This is a genomic window from Candidatus Pelagibacter sp. HIMB1506, assembly GCF_052047935.1.
Lineage (GTDB): Bacteria > Pseudomonadota > Alphaproteobacteria > Pelagibacterales > Pelagibacteraceae > Pelagibacter.
Genome location: NZ_JBNAIS010000001.1, coordinates 160,805 through 177,453, shown reverse-complemented (window position 1 = coordinate 177,453; position 16,649 = coordinate 160,805). Strand labels below are relative to the sequence as shown.

The window sequence follows — 16,649 nt, the reverse complement described above, 5'->3', positions numbered from 1 at the left end:
ATCAAATCATGTTCCTTAGCACATATTGGAGAATTCCTCCATTTTTATAATATTCCAACTCATTTTTAGTATCTATTCTAGATAAAGTCTTCACTTTTTTAATTTCTCCAGAGATATATTTGATTTCTATAGTAACTTCATCAGAAGGATTTATGCCTTTTTCAATATCAACTACACTTATTAGTTCAGAGCCAACTAAATTTAAACTTTTTCTGTTTTCTCCATCTTTAAATTGCAGCGGTAAAATTCCCATTCCAATTAAATTTGATCTATGAATTCTTTCAAAGCTTTCAGCAATAACTGCTTTTACTCCTAAAAGTTTAGTTCCTTTAGCAGCCCAATCTCTTGAAGAGCCTGTTCCATATTCTTTACCACCTATAACGACTAAATCAGTTCCTCTTTTTTTATACTCAACAACTGCATCATAAACAGGCATTACTTTTTCTTCAGGATATAATTTTGTAAATCCACCTTCGGTTCCTGGTGCCATTTCATTTCTAATTCTAATATTTGCAAAAGTTCCTCTCATCATAACTTCATGATTCCCTCTTCTTGAGCCATAAGAATTATAATCTTTAGGTAAAATTTGATGTTCCATAAAATATTCTCCAGTTGGACTATCTTTTTGTATGCTTCCAGCTGGTGAAATGTGATCTGTTGTTATCATATCACCTAATATTAATAACGGTCTTGCATCTTTAATTTCTTTAAATCCTTCTGGTTCATCAGACAAACCTTCAAAGAATGGAGGTTTTTTTACATAAGTTGAACCTTCATCCCATTTGTAAATACTGCTTTTTTCAGTTTTAATTTGTTGCCATTGAGTAGGACCATCAGAAACATTTGAGTATCTTTGAATAAACATATCAGCATTCAAAGATTGTTTTAAAGTATCTTCTATTTCTTGATTTGATGGCCAAATATCTTTTAAAAAAATATCTTTCCCATCTTTACTTTTTCCAAGAGAATCTTTGTATAAATCAAACTCCATGTGCCCAGCAATTGCATAAGCAACCACCAATGGTGGAGAAGCTAAATAGTTTGCTTTAATATGTGGGGAAATTCTTCCTTCAAAATTTCTATTTCCTGATAGTACAGAAACAGCGTGAATATTTTCTTTTTGGATTGCCTCTACTATATTTTCAGGTAATGGTCCTGAGTTTCCAATACAAGTAGTGCATCCGTATCCAACTAAATTAAAACCTAATTGATCTAAATAAGTATTTAAACCAGCTTTTTCTAAATAGTCAGTCACTACTTGAGATCCAGGTGCTAATGATGTTTTAACCCATGGTTTAACTTCTAATCCATACTCAACAGCTTTTTTTGCAAGCAAACCTGCTCCAATTAAAACATTTGGATTTGAAGTATTGGTACATGAAGTTATTGCAGCAATTAAAATTGAACCATCTTGAATTTCATAATCAGTATTTGAAACTTTTGATATTGATTTTTTATCTTTATTAGTTGCTTCAGATAAAACTTTTTTAAATGAAGTTGGTGCATCAGTTAACAAAACTTTATCTTGAGGTCTTTTTGGCCCAGAAATAGTTGGTACAACTGTAGACATGTCTAATGAAATTACATCAGTAAATTCTAAATCATTACTTGCCCATAACCCTTGTTCTTTTGCATATTTTTCAACTACTTCAACAGTGTGCTGATCTCTTCCTGAAAATTTTAAATATTTTAAAGTTTCATCATCTATTGGAAAAAAACCACAGGTAGCACCGTATTCTGGAGCCATATTTGCAATAGTTGCTCTATCTGCAAGAGTTAGATTTTTTAATCCATCTCCATAAAATTCTACAAATTTTCCAACAACACCTTTATCTCTTAACATTTTAACCACTGTTAAAACAAGATCTGTTGCCGTCGTACCTTCGGGCATTTTATTTTTAACTTCAAAACCAATCACTTCAGGTATCAACATAGATATAGGTTGGCCTAACATTCCTGCTTCTGCTTCAATACCTCCTACTCCCCAGCCTAAAACAGAAAGTCCATTAACCATCGTTGTATGGCTGTCTGTGCCGACAAGTGTATCTGGAAATATATATTTCTCACCTTTAAATTCTTCAGACCAAACTACTTTAGATAAGTATTCTAAATTTACCTGATGACAAATTCCTGTTCCTGGAGGGACAATTCTAAAATTATCAAAAGCTTGTTGTCCCCATTTTAAAAATGAATATCTCTCACCATTTCTATTGAATTCTATATCTACGTTTTTTTCAAATGAATCTGCTTTTGCAGATTGATCAACTTGAACAGAATGATCAATTACAAGATCAACTGCTGATAATGGATTGATTGTATTGGGATCTTTATTTTTTTCTTTAACAGCCTCTCTCATTGCAGCTAAATCTGCAACAGCAGGAATTCCTGTATAATCTTGAAGCAAAACTCTTGCAGGTCTATAGGCAATTTCAGTTTTTGATTTTTTTGTTTCCAGCCAATTTTTAATTGCTTCTATTTGAGATTTTGTAACACTCAAATCATCTTCGTATCTTAATAAATTTTCTAATAAAACTTTTAGAGATTTTGGAAGTTTATTAATTCCATCTAGCCCATTTTTTTCTGCTTCGCTTAATGAATAATAATTATACTCTTTGTTGTTGATATTAATTTTTTTAAGAGAATTATAAGAATTTTTGTTTCCTGGTGTCATATTTTATAAATAAAAAGTTATTATGCTTGTTAAAAGAAGCAGTGACATAGCATAATTAAAATAATTAATAAATTTCTGATTTGTCGCAAATTTCCTAAAGAATTTACCCAAAAATGTCCAAAGAGTTATGCTCGTTACTGAAACTAGTAAAGCCATAACAAAAATTTGAGTCGTATAACTCACAAATGTTTCACCTGGATTTATATAGGTTGATACAAGAATTATAGATGCAATTACACCTTTAGGATTTAAAAACTGAAAGATAAAAGTTTCATGAAATTTAATCGGATTTTTATTTTTATTTTCTTGGTTTGATGGACCTGAAAAAGAAATTTTATAAGCTAAATAAATCAAAAATAGAGTTCCTAAATATTTTAATATTTCTTGAATTAAAGGATAAAGCTTAAATATATTTATCAAACCTAAAGCTAGGCATAATAATAAAAAGGGAAAACCAAGAGTAACCCCAATTATATGTGGAAGTGTTCTAACTATACCAAAGTTAAAACCAGAATAAAAAGCAACAAAGTTATTAGGACCAGGTGTAAATGCAGCAACAATTCCAAATAAAGTTATCGAGAGAATTTCAGGATGCATTACTAGGCAATTGGTAAACCATTCTCAGCTTTTTGTGATGGGTGTACTAAAGTAACTTTCCCTTCAGCATCTATTGCTCCTAAAACTAATACTTGTGAAACTACACCAGCAATATTTTTCTCAGGAAAATTACAAACTGCAATGACTTGCTTTCCTTTTAAATTCTCCTCATTATAATAATGAGTAATTTGAGCTGATGATTGTTTGATACCAATTTCACTTCCAAAATCTACTTCAACCACTAAAGATGGTTTTCTAGCCTTTTCATTTTTTTTAACTGAAATTACAGTACCAACTCTAATATCTGCTTTGTCAAAAATGTCATAGGTAATTTGCTCTTTAATCATAATATAATATAGTGTTTTAAGTTTATGAGTATAGATAACAATTTATATGAAAAATCAATCAAGATTTTAACTGACTTAATTGCGTTTAAAACTATCTCAGGCCAAGATAATAGTAATTTGATTGATTATTGTGAAAAAATTTTAAATAATATCGGAATAAATACTTTCAAAGTTTACGATGATGATAAAAAAAGAGTTAATCTCTTTGGAACTTTAAAAGCAAAAAATCAAAGTTCAAAAAAACCAATTATTCTATCAGGACACACTGATGTAGTTCCAGTCTCTAAAGGTTGGAGCAGTGATCCATTTGTTGCAACAATTAAAAACGATAAACTTTATGGAAGGGGATCATGTGACATGAAAGGTTTTATTGCATGCACACTTGCTTATGCACCAATTTTTAAAGAAAGTAATTTAGATAGAGACTTACATTTCTGTTACACTTTTGATGAAGAGACTGCATGTATTGGCGCTCCTCTGTTGATAGAGGAGTTAAAAAAAAGAGATATCAAAAATGGAATTTGTATAATTGGTGAACCAACTACAATGAAAATAATAGATGCTCACAAAGGTATGAATGAATACACAGTTCACTTTGGAGGGCTAGCAGGACATAGTTCAAAACCACATTTAGGAGTAAATGCTGCAGAATATGCTACTAGGTATGTTGGAAAACTTTTAGAAATAAGAGAACAGTTAAAAAAACGAGTTAAAGAAGATAGTATTTTTGACCCTCCACATTCAACTTTATCAATCGGAGGTATTAAAGGTGGTATTGCTCATAATGTCATTGCGGACAAATGTAGTGTTGAATGGGAAACAAGGCCAGTTGTTAAAGAGGATGGAGAATTTGTAACAAATGAAATTGATAAATATGCAAATGAAGTACTGTTACCAGAAATGAAAAAAGTATTTCCAGATTCTTACATAAAAAAAGAAACGATTGGTGAAGTAGTTGGGTTTAATAGGTTAAATGAGTCTGAGGCATGTGAATTTGTATCAAATATAACTGGTGATAATTCAAGAGAAGTAGTTTCTTTTGGAACGGAGGCTGGTTTATTTCAAGAACTAGGTATTAGTACAGTTGTTTGTGGACCTGGATCCATAGAACAAGCTCACAAAATTGATGAGTTTATAGAATTAAACGAAATGAAAAAATGCCTTAAATTTTTAGAAGGTGTAAAAGATAAATCGGTAAATTAACTCCAACCACCTACTGCTTTCACCTCTAAAAATTCTTCTAAGCCATGTTCGCCAGCTTCTCTACCGATACCAGAATGTTTGAAACCTCCAAATGGTGCATCAACAGCAATACCAGCTCCATTAACATCTACCATTCCAGATCTTAATTTTCTGGCAACTCTTTGAACTTTTTCAGAGTCTTGAGTTTGAATATAGTTTGTTAATCCATATGAAGTGTCATTTGCAATTTTAATTGCTTCTTCCTCTGTTTCAAATGGGATAACAGATAGAACAGGTCCAAAAATTTCAGTTCTTGCAACATCCATATCATTATTTACATCTGCAAAAACAGTTGGTTTAACAAAGTAACCTTTATCTAATCCATCAGGTTTGCCTGTTCCTCCAGCAACTAATTTTGCTCCTTCATCAATACCTTTTTGAATTAAAGTTTGAATTTTATTGTATTGAGTTTCTGAAATAACCGGACCTATGTGCTCTCCTTCTTTTTTAGGATCACCCACTTCAAAATTTTCAGTATATTTTTTTAATCTCTCTATAGCTTCATCATACATTGATTTTTCAACCAACATTCTTGTTGGAGCGTTACAAGATTGTCCAGAATTTCTAAAACATCTTAAAGCACCTCTTTCAATTGCTTCTGGATCAGCATCTTTAAAAATTATATTTGCCCCTTTACCACCTAGCTCTAAGCTTACTCTTTTAAAATCTTTAGCAGCATTTTGAGAAATCAAAGCTCCAGCTCTTGTTGAGCCTGTGAAAGAAATCATATTAATATCTGGATGGCTTGTAAGAGCATCACCTGTTGTTGCTCCATCACCATTAACTAAATTAAACACACCTTTTGGAAATTTTACCTCATCAATAATTTCAGCAAGTATCATTGATGAAAGTGGCGCTAATTCTGATGGTTTTAAAACCATTGTGCAACCTGCAGCAATTGCTGGCATTACTTTTAAACAAACTTGGTTCATTGGCCAATTCCAAGGTGTTATTAATGCACAAACACCTTTGGGTTCATATATTAATCTTTGGTTAGGAGCGTGCTCTCCCAAAGGTTTTTCAAATTCGAAATTTTTCAAATATCTGATAAATGATTTAATATGACTTGCTCCTGTTCCTGCTTGTAATTTTGTAGCAAAATCTTTTGGTGCACCCATTTCAAGAGTTATGGCTTCTGCAATATCTGCCCATCTTTTCTTATAATTTTCATAAAGTTTTTCTAATAATGCAATTCTTTCTTCTTTAGAGGAAAAAGCCCAAGACTCATAAGCATCTTTTGCTGCACTAACTGCTAGATCAACATCTGCTTTATTTCCCAAAGTAATTACAGCACAGTTATCTTCTGTAGCTGGATCGATTACTTTAATTTCTTCAGCGCTGTTTGGTTTAACCCAAGCACCATTAATATAAAAATTTTTTTTATCTAACATGATTTAAAATTATCCTTTCCTTATGATTTTGCAAATAAATTTGTTAATTCGTAAACTATTGTTGCAGCTGCAAGAGATGTAACTTCAGCATGATCATATGCTGGTGAAACTTCTACTACATCAGCTGAAACTAAATTTAATCCAGACAAACCCCTTAATACATTTACCATTTCTCTAGTTGTCATTCCTGCAATTTCTGGCGTTCCTGTACCAGGTGCAAATGCGGGATCCAAAACATCAATATCTATAGATAAATAAAGTGGATTATCTCCGACTCTTTTTCTAATTCTTTCTGCAATTTTATCTGTTCCTTCAGTTTGAAATTCATCACAGTGAATTATTTTAAAACCAAAACTTTCATCATTTTTTAAATCATCTCTGCTGTAAAGAGGTCCTCTTATTCCCACATGCATTGAAGCATCATCTAAAAATAAACCTTCTTCTCTTGCTCTTCTAAATGGAGTTCCATGTGTATATGGAGCGCCGAAATAAGTATCCCAAGTATCTAAGTGAGCATCAAAATGAACTAGAGAAACTGGTCCTTTATTTTTTTTATTAATTGCTCTTAATAATGGCACTGCAATTGTATGATCGCCACCTAAACTAATTATTCCACCTACTTTGTTTAATAGATCAGTTGCTCCCTCTTCTATTTGTTTAATAGCTTCATCAATGCTAAATGGATTACACGAAATATCTCCTGCATCTGCAACTTGTTGAATTTTAAAAGGTTCCACATCATAACTTGGATGATAATTTGTTCTTAAATGTCTAGATGCTTGTCTTATACTCTGAGGACCAAATCTAGCTCCTGGTCTATAACTGGTTCCAGCATCAAACGGAACACCAACAATCGCTACATCACAGCTCTCGACATCTCTTAATTCTGGTAATCTTGCAAAAGTACTTGGACCAGCATATCGAGGCACTTTTGTTCCACTTACTGGTTGAATAGGATTTTTATTTCTTTCTTTTGTCATTTTTTAATAATCTAAGATAATATTATCTAATCTAATTCGTCTATAATAAATTAATGAAAATTATTATTTTATTCATCTTAATATTTCAGTTTTCACAGGTAAATGCTGATGAAATATACAATCTAATCAAAATTCCTAACTTGGAAATCTATAAACTAAAAAATAAGAACAATATCCGTTATTTAAATGCAAAAGGAGATTTTAAAATAGGAGTAGATGACAACATTACTTGCAATAAGACAAATAAAGAAAATCTTAATACAAAATTTCCAACAATTGAGAGAAATATTAAAAGATACAATTCTAAATTTCTTAAAAAAATAAATTTAAAATATGTTGTATTTTGTGAAGGTTTATTTATTTCGAACATCAATACTGGCGGAATACCAGATAATAAAAATAGAACTTTAATTTTAGACATAAACTTTAACGGAAAATATTTTGAAAGAATGATTCATCATGAGATTTTCCACATGATTCAAAATAGTTATGAGGATGATTTTAATGATCAAAAATTTTCTTTATTTAATAATTCTGATTTTAAATACGCTGAATGTTCCACTTGCTCAGATAGATTAAATTTAGATTTATATAAAAATACCAATGGTTTTTTAACAGAATATTCCAAATCAATTCCATCAGAAGATATGGCTGAAATCTTTTCTTTTTTAATGGTTAATAAAAATTTGATTGAAGAGAAAATAAAAAACGACACTATATTAAATAATAAGGTTAATTTTATTAAATTAAATATATCTAAAATAGATGAAAATATTTTATGATTAAAACAATTAAGGCATCAAAATCAGAAAAAATTTTATTTATTTTTTTAATAGTCTTAGCCGTTTCTGCTTTTTCATCTTTTTTTTTATTAAAAAATAAATGTCTATTTATAGACAACAATGATTTAAAAAAATTAAACTTTAAGAACCCAAATAATATCGCTGTAATGAATTTAGAATGTGGAAATGTTATCATTGAGTTATATCCTGAAATCTCTCCTAAAGCGGTTGAAAGATTTAAAACGCTAATTGAAAAAAAAATGTATGATGGTTCGGCATTCTATAAAGTTGTTGAAAATACTTTAGTTCAAGCTGGTGATATTGAATTTGGGAATATTAAATATTTAGATTACTCAAAAATTGGAAGTGGAAAATCAGGATTGGGATTATTGAAATCAGAACTTAGTGACGATTTTGAATTTACTGAAGGTAGTGTCAGTTTTGCAAGATCAACAGAATTTGACTCTGAAGATAGTGAATTTTTTATTACCTTGAAAGATATCCCAATTTATCAAGGAGAATACACTCCACTTGGAAAAGTAAAGTTTGGTCTAGATATTCTTAAGAAAATTAAAACAGGGAATAAAGCAATCTATGTACTTAGACCTGATTATATAAACACTTTTAGAATGTTAGAGACTAATTAACTAAAGGTTTTCCGGTTGAAAGAGTATGTTTAATTCTATCTTGAGTTTGTTTGGTTTCTATCAATCTCATAAAAGAATCTAACTCTAACTTATAAAGATCATCTTCTGATAAAGTTTTATCTAAATTTGTATCACCACCACTTAAAACATTTGCAAGTTCAGTTCCAACATGCATTCCATGATCTAATATTATTTTATCATTATATAATTTCTCTAAAACTTTAATCATCTTTTCTTTCAAAGGTTTGCCTGATAGATTAAATTTGCACTCTTCTGGAGGAACAAAATCGTTGTTTTCATGGATAAGTTTTCTAGCCTCCTCAAAAAGACTGTTTCTATTCATGATTTTTCTATCCTCAGGTTTTAAATATTTTAAAGGCTCTGCTTCTACAGGGGAAGTTGCAGTTTTTGCGTATCCAATGATATCGAAAACTTTTAGAGGAGCATAATCAGGATCAGATTTTGCTTCTTCTGTTTGTGACCATCTCCATAACATTTCTTTACATCCACCTCCAGCTGGCACTAATCCAACAATTGTTTCTACAAGACCAACCACAATATTTGTGTGTGATGCAACAAAGTTACTTTGAACTAAAACTTCAAAACCACCGCCTAAAGTAAGACCTGAAGGTGCGGAAACTACTGGGTACTTTGAATATTTTAATGTTTTGCAAGTATCCTGAAAGTATTTAATAAATTTTTCTATAGATTTGAAATCATTCTTATCTGCAAAATTCATCGTATAACTCAAATTCACACCTGCAGAAAATTGCATGCTTTCATTCATAACAATAAGTGGTTTGTCAGTTGCATTTTTTAATGCATCCATTGAGTCGTAATCTAGTGCACAAGCTTTTGTAGTAAATTCGACTATATTAAAATCTTTAAAACGGTGAATTTCAGCAGAATTATTTTTATCTACTTTTATTGCTGTTGGTCTAATTTTTCCTAGTGTTTCAATATCAGTATATAATTGTCTATCTCCATAAAAGTTTTCATCTTTTGACTTAGATAAATTTTCTAAAAATTTATTATTTTCAAAATTATCTATCCTTGAAAAAAAGTTTTCTACTCCAATTGATTTTAACATTTCAAAAGGACCCATTGCCCAATTGAAACCAAGTCTCATTGCTTCATCTATATCATTTAACTTATCTGTAATTCCTGGAACTAGAGAAGACGCGTATTTAATTATTTTAGAAACTACTTCCCAAGCATATTCTCCATATTTATCTTTTCGATTAATTAAATTATTAATATCTACAGTCTCAACTCCTAAATCTATTTTTTTTGAGGTTGTATATTCGCCTGTTTCTAAATTGATAGCTTCTAATATTTTTTGGTTTCCACTTTTATTCATTCTGTAAAAACCACCTTTTCCTTTTCGTCCAGTGTAACCAGTATCAATCAATTTTTTTACAAGTGGTATTTCTTTTGCAACAATTTGAAATTCATCATTATCAGAAAGTTCTTTAATAAAGCTTTTTAAAACATCAGCCATCAAATCAATTCCAATCAAGTCATATAAGCCAAAAACTCCTGTTTTAGGTATACCCATTGGTCTTCCAAAAACTGCATCAGCTTCTTCAATTGATAATTTCATTCTAAATGCTTCAGTCATTGCTACCTGCATTGCATAAACACCTATTCTATTTCCTAAGAAACCAGGTGTATCATTACAAACGATCACACCTTTGCCTAATTCAATTTCACAAAATTTTTTAAGAGAATTGATTTTATTTAAATCATTATTTTCATTTTTTACAATTTCTAATAATCCCATGTATCTAACTGGATTAAAGAAGTGAGTTATACAAAAATCCTTTTTTTCTTCTTCAGTTAATTTTTCTGACAAAACTTTAATTGGGATAGATGATGTGTTTGATGAAACAATTGCTCCATGTTTTCTATTCTTAAATATTTTTTCATAAATATTGTGCTTTATATCAATTCTTTCAACAACAGCCTCAACAACCCAATCAGCTTCTTTTACTACATCAAAATTATCATTAATATTTCCAACTTTAATATTTTCAATTTTAGTTTTATCTAAAAGTAATGGAGGTCTTGATTTGTAAATTCTGTCTCTAGCTTTTTCAGATATTTCTGTTGTTAAATCTAAAAGAGTTACAGGGACATTTGCATTACACAGGTGCGCTGCAATTCCACTACCCATTGTACCAGATCCAATAACAACTACTTTTTTAATATCCATAATAAATAAACTTCTATTGAATTAATCAAAAACTTGAAATAAGACAAATTTCCTGATTAATTAAATTGGTAAGCTATATAAATTAACACAATATTAAAGAGAAAAATGTACAATTCAGTAATAGCTGGTTACTCCAGATCACCTTTTGCAATGGCAAATAAAGGGAAATTAATAGATGTAAAACCAGTTAATTTACTATCTGAAGTAATTAAAAATCTTGTTTCACAATCAAAAATTAATCCAAAGGAAATTGATGATGTTGTTATTGGTTGTGCTTTTCAAGTTGGTGAACAGTGTTTTAATATTGGAAGATTAGTTACTTTTTTATCAGATCTAGATATGAGAGTTCCTGGTATGTCTGTAGATAGATGGTGTGGATCTTCAATGGAGGCAATTCATATTGCTGCAGGAAAAATAGCAATGGGATCAGGTAAGATATTTATTTGTGGAGGTGTTGAAAGCATGACAAGAGTAAGAACTGGCTTTGATCCTTTACCCTACCCTTATTCTGATGAAGCAAAACAAAATCCACATTTATATTTATCAATGGGAATTACTGCTGAGAATGTTGCAAAAAAATATAATATTTCAAGAACTAAGCAACAAGAGTTTGCTTTAGAAAGTCATAGAAAAGCAAATGAAGCACAACAAAAAAATAAATTTAAAAACGAGATTACTAAAATAGGTGATTGTGAATTAGATGAAAATATAAGACCTAATAGCACAATGGAAAAATTAGATAGTTTAAAGTTGGTGTTTGATCAAAATGGAACTGTAACAGCTGCAACTTCGTCTCCTCTAACTGATGGAGCTGCTGCAACTCTAATATGTGAAGAAAATTTTGCAAAAGAGAATGGTTTAGAAATTCTTGGGAGAATAAAATCTACTGCTGTTGAAGGATGTGATCCAAACTATATGGGGTTAGGGCCAATTTCAGCGACCAAAAAAGCTTTAGAAAGAGCTAAACTTTCAATAAAAGACATTGATATTGTGGAGCTAAATGAAGCTTTCGCATCTCAATCACTAGCTTGTATCAAAGATTTAGAAATAGATATTAATAAAGTAAATTTGGATGGTGGAGCAATTGCTTTAGGACATCCTTTAGGCGCAACAGGTACAAGGATAACAGGAAAAGCTGCACAACTTTTGAAAAGAGAAAATAAAAAATACGCTCTTGCTACTCAATGTATTGGTTTAGGAATGGGAATTGCAACAATAATTGAAGCAATTTAATTTTATCTATTTATTCCTCTTAATCTCTCAGATCTTCTTCTTAATAATTCTGCACTAATCAAGATTAAAGTCGAAAGAATAATTAAACATGTTGCAACAGCTAAAATTGTTGGACTTAACTGTTCTCTTAGACCAGTCCACATCTGTACTGGAATTGTAGTATTTTCTAAACCAGCAAGAAATAAAACTACAACCACTTCATCAAATGAAGTTACAAATGCAAATAATCCACCTGATATTACTCCTGGTAATATTAAAGGAAGAGTAATTTTCATGAACGTGTTTACAGGGTTACTCCCTAAACTAGCTGCTGCTCTTGTTACACTATGATCAAATCCAGATAGTGTTGCTGTCACTGTAATTACAACAAATGGAGTTCCTAGTATTATGTGAGCAAACACTATTCCTGTATGTGTAGCTGCTAAACCAACTTTTGCCATGAAAAAGAATATTGCAACACCTGATATAATTAATGGAACAATCATAGGAGAAATAAGAGTTGCCATTATAATTCCTTTATAAGGCATGTGCCTACTGCTCAAACCTAGTGCAGCTAATGTTCCCAATATTATTGAACCTATTGTAGCAAATATTGCAATTATAAAACTATTTTTTGCAGCTAATCCCCATGGGTTTTTAGTTCCATAAACCATATCCTTATACCATCGTAAAGAAAAAGCATCAGGATCAAGATTTTTCATTCCTTCTGAAAAAACTAAAAATTCCTCAGCATTAAATGATAATGGAAATATTACAAATAGAGGCGCGACTAAAAAGAAAAATACAAAAGCACAAATAGCTAAATAAAAATAATGCCAAATTCTATAACGTGTTTCTGTATAACTTGGTAATGCCATATTTATCCTAATTTAATATTGTCTACCCCAACTAGTTTATTATAAATCCAATAAATAACTAAAACTCCAGTTAACAACATTAATCCCATCGCAGATGCAAAGCTCCAATCTAATGTTGTTTTCATATGATAAGCAATCTGGTTACTGATTAATGTTCCAGACGCACCGCCAACTAATGCTGGAGTAATGTAATATCCAATTGCTAAAATAAATACTAACAAACATCCTGCTCCTATTCCTGGAATAGTTAATGGAAAATATACTTTCCAAAAAGCGACGAATGGAGTTCCTCCTAAAGATTTCCCTGCTCGCATTAAACTTGGAGAGATTGTTTTCATAACACTATAAAGTGGAAGAACCATGAAAGGTAATAATATTTGTGTCATTGCCACATAAGTTCCAACTTTATTATACATCATCTCTGGTCTGTTATCGTCAGCAACCAACCCTATCATGACAAAAAAATCATTAACGACTCCTTGTTGCTGTAACAAAATCATCCAACTCGCAGTTCGAACTAGCAATGAAGTCCAGAATGGAAGAAGAACACAAATCATCAAAAGATTTGAATACTTCATTGGCAATGTTGCTAATAAATGAGCAATAGGATAACCCATTAAAAAACAGAATAGAGTTACAAAAAAAGCAATTTCTAAAGTTCTTAACCATAAGATCCTATGAATTCTTCTATCTTCATCAACCTGAGCAATACTTCCATCAGCAGCAAAATACATATCCATACCCTTTAGATATTTAGCTAATGTATAAGGTGGAGCTGTCCTTTTTATTGCCTGCCAATACTCAACGTTACCCCAGTTCTTATGAACCTTTATCATTTGTTCTTTGAAACTAGCGGTTTCGTCTATTTTTTTTCTTTTAATATTTCTGAAAAGTCTTTTCGTTGTTGAGTTAAAACCATTTTTCTCTTTATTTAATCTTTGTCCAAGTTTTCCATGCTCTTGGTTTTCAACTAAAACCTTATAATCATAATAAAAACTCTCAAACACTTCCTCTGATGGTAATTCTTTTCCATCCCATGTTTCCATAGATTTAAATGTCTTTGGAAGCATATTTGTGATCATTTTGTCATCAATACTTCTGGTAAACATTTCACCAATTGGAAAAATGTAAGTAATTACTAAAAATAAAAGTAGAGGAGCTACTAGAAGAAAAGCTTTAATCTTATTCTTCCGTTCAGCTTTTTTTAAACTGACCTCGAGTGGTATTCCGTCAGTTGTTAAAATTTGTTTAGTTTCAGAGCTCATAAAAAAATAGGGCGGTTAGTTAATAACCGCCCTAAATATATTATATAAATTCAGTGATTAAAACTGAAATTATAGGCCTGCTTTAAAAGCTTCCCACTTCTCACCAATCTCTGTTCCGTAGTCAGCCCAGAAGAATGGGTCTACTAAGAAATAGTTTTTAGTGTTAGCAGGAGCAGTTGGCATTTGAGGCATCATTTCTGTTTTACCATCTTTGTACCATGGCTCACCAGCTGTGATTACATCAAGAGAAGATTTTCTCCATGGAGCGTATGCGATGTACTTCGCGCTACCAGCTAACATTTCAGTGTTAGTCATCATAGCTAAAGCTTTCATAGCATTCTCTTGGTCTGGACCACCATCAACAAGTGCGAAATATTCATAGTCAAGTCCTTGACCATCCCATACTTGTTTAATTGGAGCACCTTCACCAACTTCAGCATTGAAGAATCTTCCGTTCCAACCAGTTGCCATTACAACTTCACCAGCAACTAATAATTCAGGTGGTTGAGCACCTGCAGACCAGAATACACATCCACCATTTGGATCTGTACATAGTTCTTTAATTTTATTTAACGCTCTGTCTATTCCACCGTCTTCTAGAAGTTTTCTGTAAACTCTAGTTCCGCCGTCACCTAACTTCACGCCATCCGCAGCTAAAGCAATTTCTAAATTAGTTAATGCACTAGTATAGATTGCTCTTTTTCCTGGGAATTTTTTAGTGTTAAAGAAGTCTTTAATAGTTTTAGGCTCTTTTCCACCAAATGCTCTTGTATCAAAAGCATAGTTCCAAGAATATAAGATGTTTCCTACAGCACATTCACTTGGCATTCCTGTGAAGAAATCTTCACTTGCAGGAGTTCCATCTGGTGCAGCTGGGAAGTCTTTGTCAAAATCAAATTTAACAAATAAACCTTCATCACATCCGTTAATTGTATCGAATGCAAACAGGTCTATGATATCCCAAGTAATAGCACCTGCTTCTTTTTGTGCTTTAATTTCTGATAAACCACCAGAGTAGTCAACCCAGTTGATATCTACTCCAAGTGCCTTAGCAGTCGGATCACCATACCCTAACTTTTGAGACTCTGTATAAGCTCCACCCCAAGATGCAACAGTAACTGCAAATGCTGATGAAGTTATTGAAAGAGCAAAAGAAAGAGCAAGTAATAATTTACTTAATTTTTTCATTATTCCTCCGTTTAAACGTTAATATAAATTAATTTATATAACGAAAGTACACCAAAATGAGCAAGTGAAGTCAACAGCTCATTTTATCTAATGTTATTTTGGATATTTAATTGAAATTATTTAGGATCTAAAGCTCTAGCATCAACACTATTCCAACCAATATTGATATCTTCTTTTACTTTTAGCTCAAGTTTGGAAGTGCTGTTTGGCACTTTTAAAATAAACTCAGAACTACCAAGCAAGTCTAGTCTAACTCTTGTGTGATCACCATGGTAAATAACTTCTTCAATTTTTCCAGTGAACATATTATCCATTTTATCAGTTGGATTAATTAATGCTCTTTCAGGTCTTAAAGATACTGTAGTTTTTTCACCTTTGGATTTTACTGAAATAGGATTAGCTAATATTTCTGCATTACCTAATTTAACTTTACATTTATCTTTATCTATATCAGAGACCTCACCATTAAATGTATTATTTTCACCAATGAATTCTGCAACAAAAGAGTTTACTGGTTTCTCATATAGTTCTGCTGGATCAGATAACTGTTGAACTTTACCATCGTTAAATACAGCTATTCTGTTTGACATAGTAAGAGCTTCACTTTGATCATGAGTAACATATACAACTGTGACACCAATACTTTCGTGGATATGTTTAATTTCATACTGCATGCTCTCTCTTAAATTTTTATCTAATGCGCCAAGTGGCTCATCCATCAAAACAACAGCTGGATCAAATACTAGTGCTCTTGCAACAGCAACCCTTTGTTGTTGTCCTCCAGAAAGTTGTGCTGGCATTCTAGATTCAAATCCATTTAAAGAAACCATCGATAAAGCTTTGTCTACTTTTTTATCAATTTCATCTTTTTCAACTTTTCTTACTCTTAAAGGAAAAGCTAAATTTTCATAAACTGTCATGTGTGGAAACAGTGCATAATTTTGGAACACCATTCCAATACCTCTTTTGTGAGGTGGAATATTTGAAATAATATTTCCGTCTAATAAAATTTCTCCATTAGTTGGAGTTTCAAATCCAGCCAACATCATTAAACAAGTTGTTTTACCTGAACCAGATGGTCCAAGCATTGTTATAAATTCACCTTCAGCAATATCTAATTGTAGGTCTTTAACGACAAGTACTTTCCCGTCATAACTTTTATCTACTTTATCAAATTTTACGAATTCTGGATTTTTAGACATAAAGTTGATTATTAAACATTTGTGAAAGTAGA

14 protein-coding genes are annotated in these 16,649 nt (G+C 31.4%); 4 read left to right on the top strand and 10 right to left on the bottom strand.

Annotated features, from left to right (window positions below; genetic code table 11):
* Nucleotide 1 precedes the first annotated feature (1 nt).
* Genes acnA through ACTTA8_RS00895 form a run of 3 tightly spaced genes read right to left on the bottom strand, consistent with a single transcriptional unit; the run spans nt 2 to nt 3,612 of the window.
* Entirely contained in the window at nt 2-2,671 is a 2,670-nt protein-coding gene (acnA, locus tag ACTTA8_RS00905; RefSeq protein ID WP_440653847.1) for an aconitate hydratase AcnA, read from the bottom strand.
* 3 nt (nt 2,672-2,674) lie between these two features.
* Nucleotides 2,675-3,268: a LysE family translocator gene (locus tag ACTTA8_RS00900; protein WP_440653845.1), complete on the bottom strand. Its 594-nt coding sequence runs from the start codon at nt 3,266-3,268 to the stop codon at nt 2,675-2,677.
* Nucleotides 3,269-3,270: 2 nt separating this feature from the next.
* The gene (locus ACTTA8_RS00895; protein ID WP_440655459.1) at nt 3,271-3,612 is read right to left on the bottom strand and encodes a tRNA-binding protein; all 342 of its coding nucleotides are present in this window, start codon (nt 3,610-3,612) and stop codon (nt 3,271-3,273) included.
* A 27-nt stretch (nt 3,613-3,639) separates the two neighbouring features.
* Between ACTTA8_RS00895 and argE the strand changes: the two genes are divergently transcribed.
* Nucleotides 3,640-4,818, top strand: coding sequence for an acetylornithine deacetylase (argE, locus tag ACTTA8_RS00890; protein WP_440653843.1), 1,179 nt, complete (start codon nt 3,640-3,642; stop codon nt 4,816-4,818).
* On the opposite strand, the gene ACTTA8_RS00885 is transcribed toward argE, so the two are convergent.
* Together ACTTA8_RS00885 and speB are read right to left on the bottom strand one after the other, a co-directional pair.
* Entirely contained in the window at nt 4,815-6,248 is a 1,434-nt protein-coding gene (locus ACTTA8_RS00885) for an aldehyde dehydrogenase family protein (RefSeq protein WP_440653841.1), read from the bottom strand. The genes argE and ACTTA8_RS00885 overlap by 4 nt on opposite strands.
* Before the next feature lie 20 nt (nt 6,249-6,268).
* Nucleotides 6,269-7,228 (bottom strand): agmatinase, encoded by a 960-nt coding sequence (gene speB / locus ACTTA8_RS00880; protein ID WP_440653839.1) that lies wholly within the window; start codon nt 7,226-7,228, stop codon nt 6,269-6,271.
* 53 nt (nt 7,229-7,281) lie between these two features.
* On the opposite strand from speB, the gene ACTTA8_RS00875 reads away from it, so the two are divergent.
* Nucleotides 7,282-8,010 (top strand): putative zinc-binding metallopeptidase, encoded by a 729-nt coding sequence (locus tag ACTTA8_RS00875; protein ID WP_440653837.1) that lies wholly within the window; start codon nt 7,282-7,284, stop codon nt 8,008-8,010.
* A complete protein-coding gene (locus ACTTA8_RS00870) occupies nt 8,007-8,657 on the top strand; it encodes a peptidylprolyl isomerase (protein ID WP_440653835.1) in 651 nt (216 codons plus the stop codon). The genes ACTTA8_RS00875 and ACTTA8_RS00870 overlap by 4 nt, the downstream gene beginning before the upstream one ends.
* On the opposite strand, the gene ACTTA8_RS00865 is transcribed toward ACTTA8_RS00870, so the two are convergent.
* The gene (locus ACTTA8_RS00865) at nt 8,650-10,872 is read right to left on the bottom strand and encodes a 3-hydroxyacyl-CoA dehydrogenase NAD-binding domain-containing protein (protein WP_440653834.1); all 2,223 of its coding nucleotides are present in this window, start codon (nt 10,870-10,872) and stop codon (nt 8,650-8,652) included. The two genes, ACTTA8_RS00870 and ACTTA8_RS00865, sit on opposite strands and share 8 nt — an antisense overlap.
* Nucleotides 10,873-10,977: 105 nt before the next feature.
* Here ACTTA8_RS00865 and ACTTA8_RS00860 point away from each other — a divergent pair, with 105 nt between their 5' ends.
* Nucleotides 10,978-12,105: a thiolase family protein gene (locus tag ACTTA8_RS00860; protein ID WP_440653832.1), complete on the top strand. Its 1,128-nt coding sequence runs from the start codon at nt 10,978-10,980 to the stop codon at nt 12,103-12,105.
* Nucleotides 12,106-12,107: 2 nt separating this feature from the next.
* Here the strand turns inward: ACTTA8_RS00860 and ACTTA8_RS00855 are convergent, their stop codons facing one another.
* From ACTTA8_RS00855 to ACTTA8_RS00840, 4 genes are all read right to left on the bottom strand, one after another.
* Nucleotides 12,108-12,962: an ABC transporter permease gene (locus ACTTA8_RS00855; RefSeq protein WP_440653830.1), complete on the bottom strand. Its 855-nt coding sequence runs from the start codon at nt 12,960-12,962 to the stop codon at nt 12,108-12,110.
* A 2-nt stretch (nt 12,963-12,964) separates the two neighbouring features.
* Nucleotides 12,965-14,227 (bottom strand): ABC transporter permease, encoded by a 1,263-nt coding sequence (locus tag ACTTA8_RS00850; protein WP_440653828.1) that lies wholly within the window; start codon nt 14,225-14,227, stop codon nt 12,965-12,967.
* 69 nt (nt 14,228-14,296) lie between these two features.
* Nucleotides 14,297-15,415, bottom strand: coding sequence for an extracellular solute-binding protein (locus ACTTA8_RS00845; RefSeq protein ID WP_440653826.1), 1,119 nt, complete (start codon nt 15,413-15,415; stop codon nt 14,297-14,299).
* Nucleotides 15,416-15,531: 116 nt separating this feature from the next.
* Nucleotides 15,532-16,617 carry an ABC transporter ATP-binding protein gene (locus ACTTA8_RS00840; RefSeq protein ID WP_440653824.1) on the bottom strand — a complete coding sequence of 362 codons (1,086 nt, stop codon included), beginning with the start codon at nt 16,615-16,617 and terminating at the stop codon, nt 15,532-15,534.
* Between the last annotated feature and the right edge of the window lie 32 nt (nt 16,618-16,649).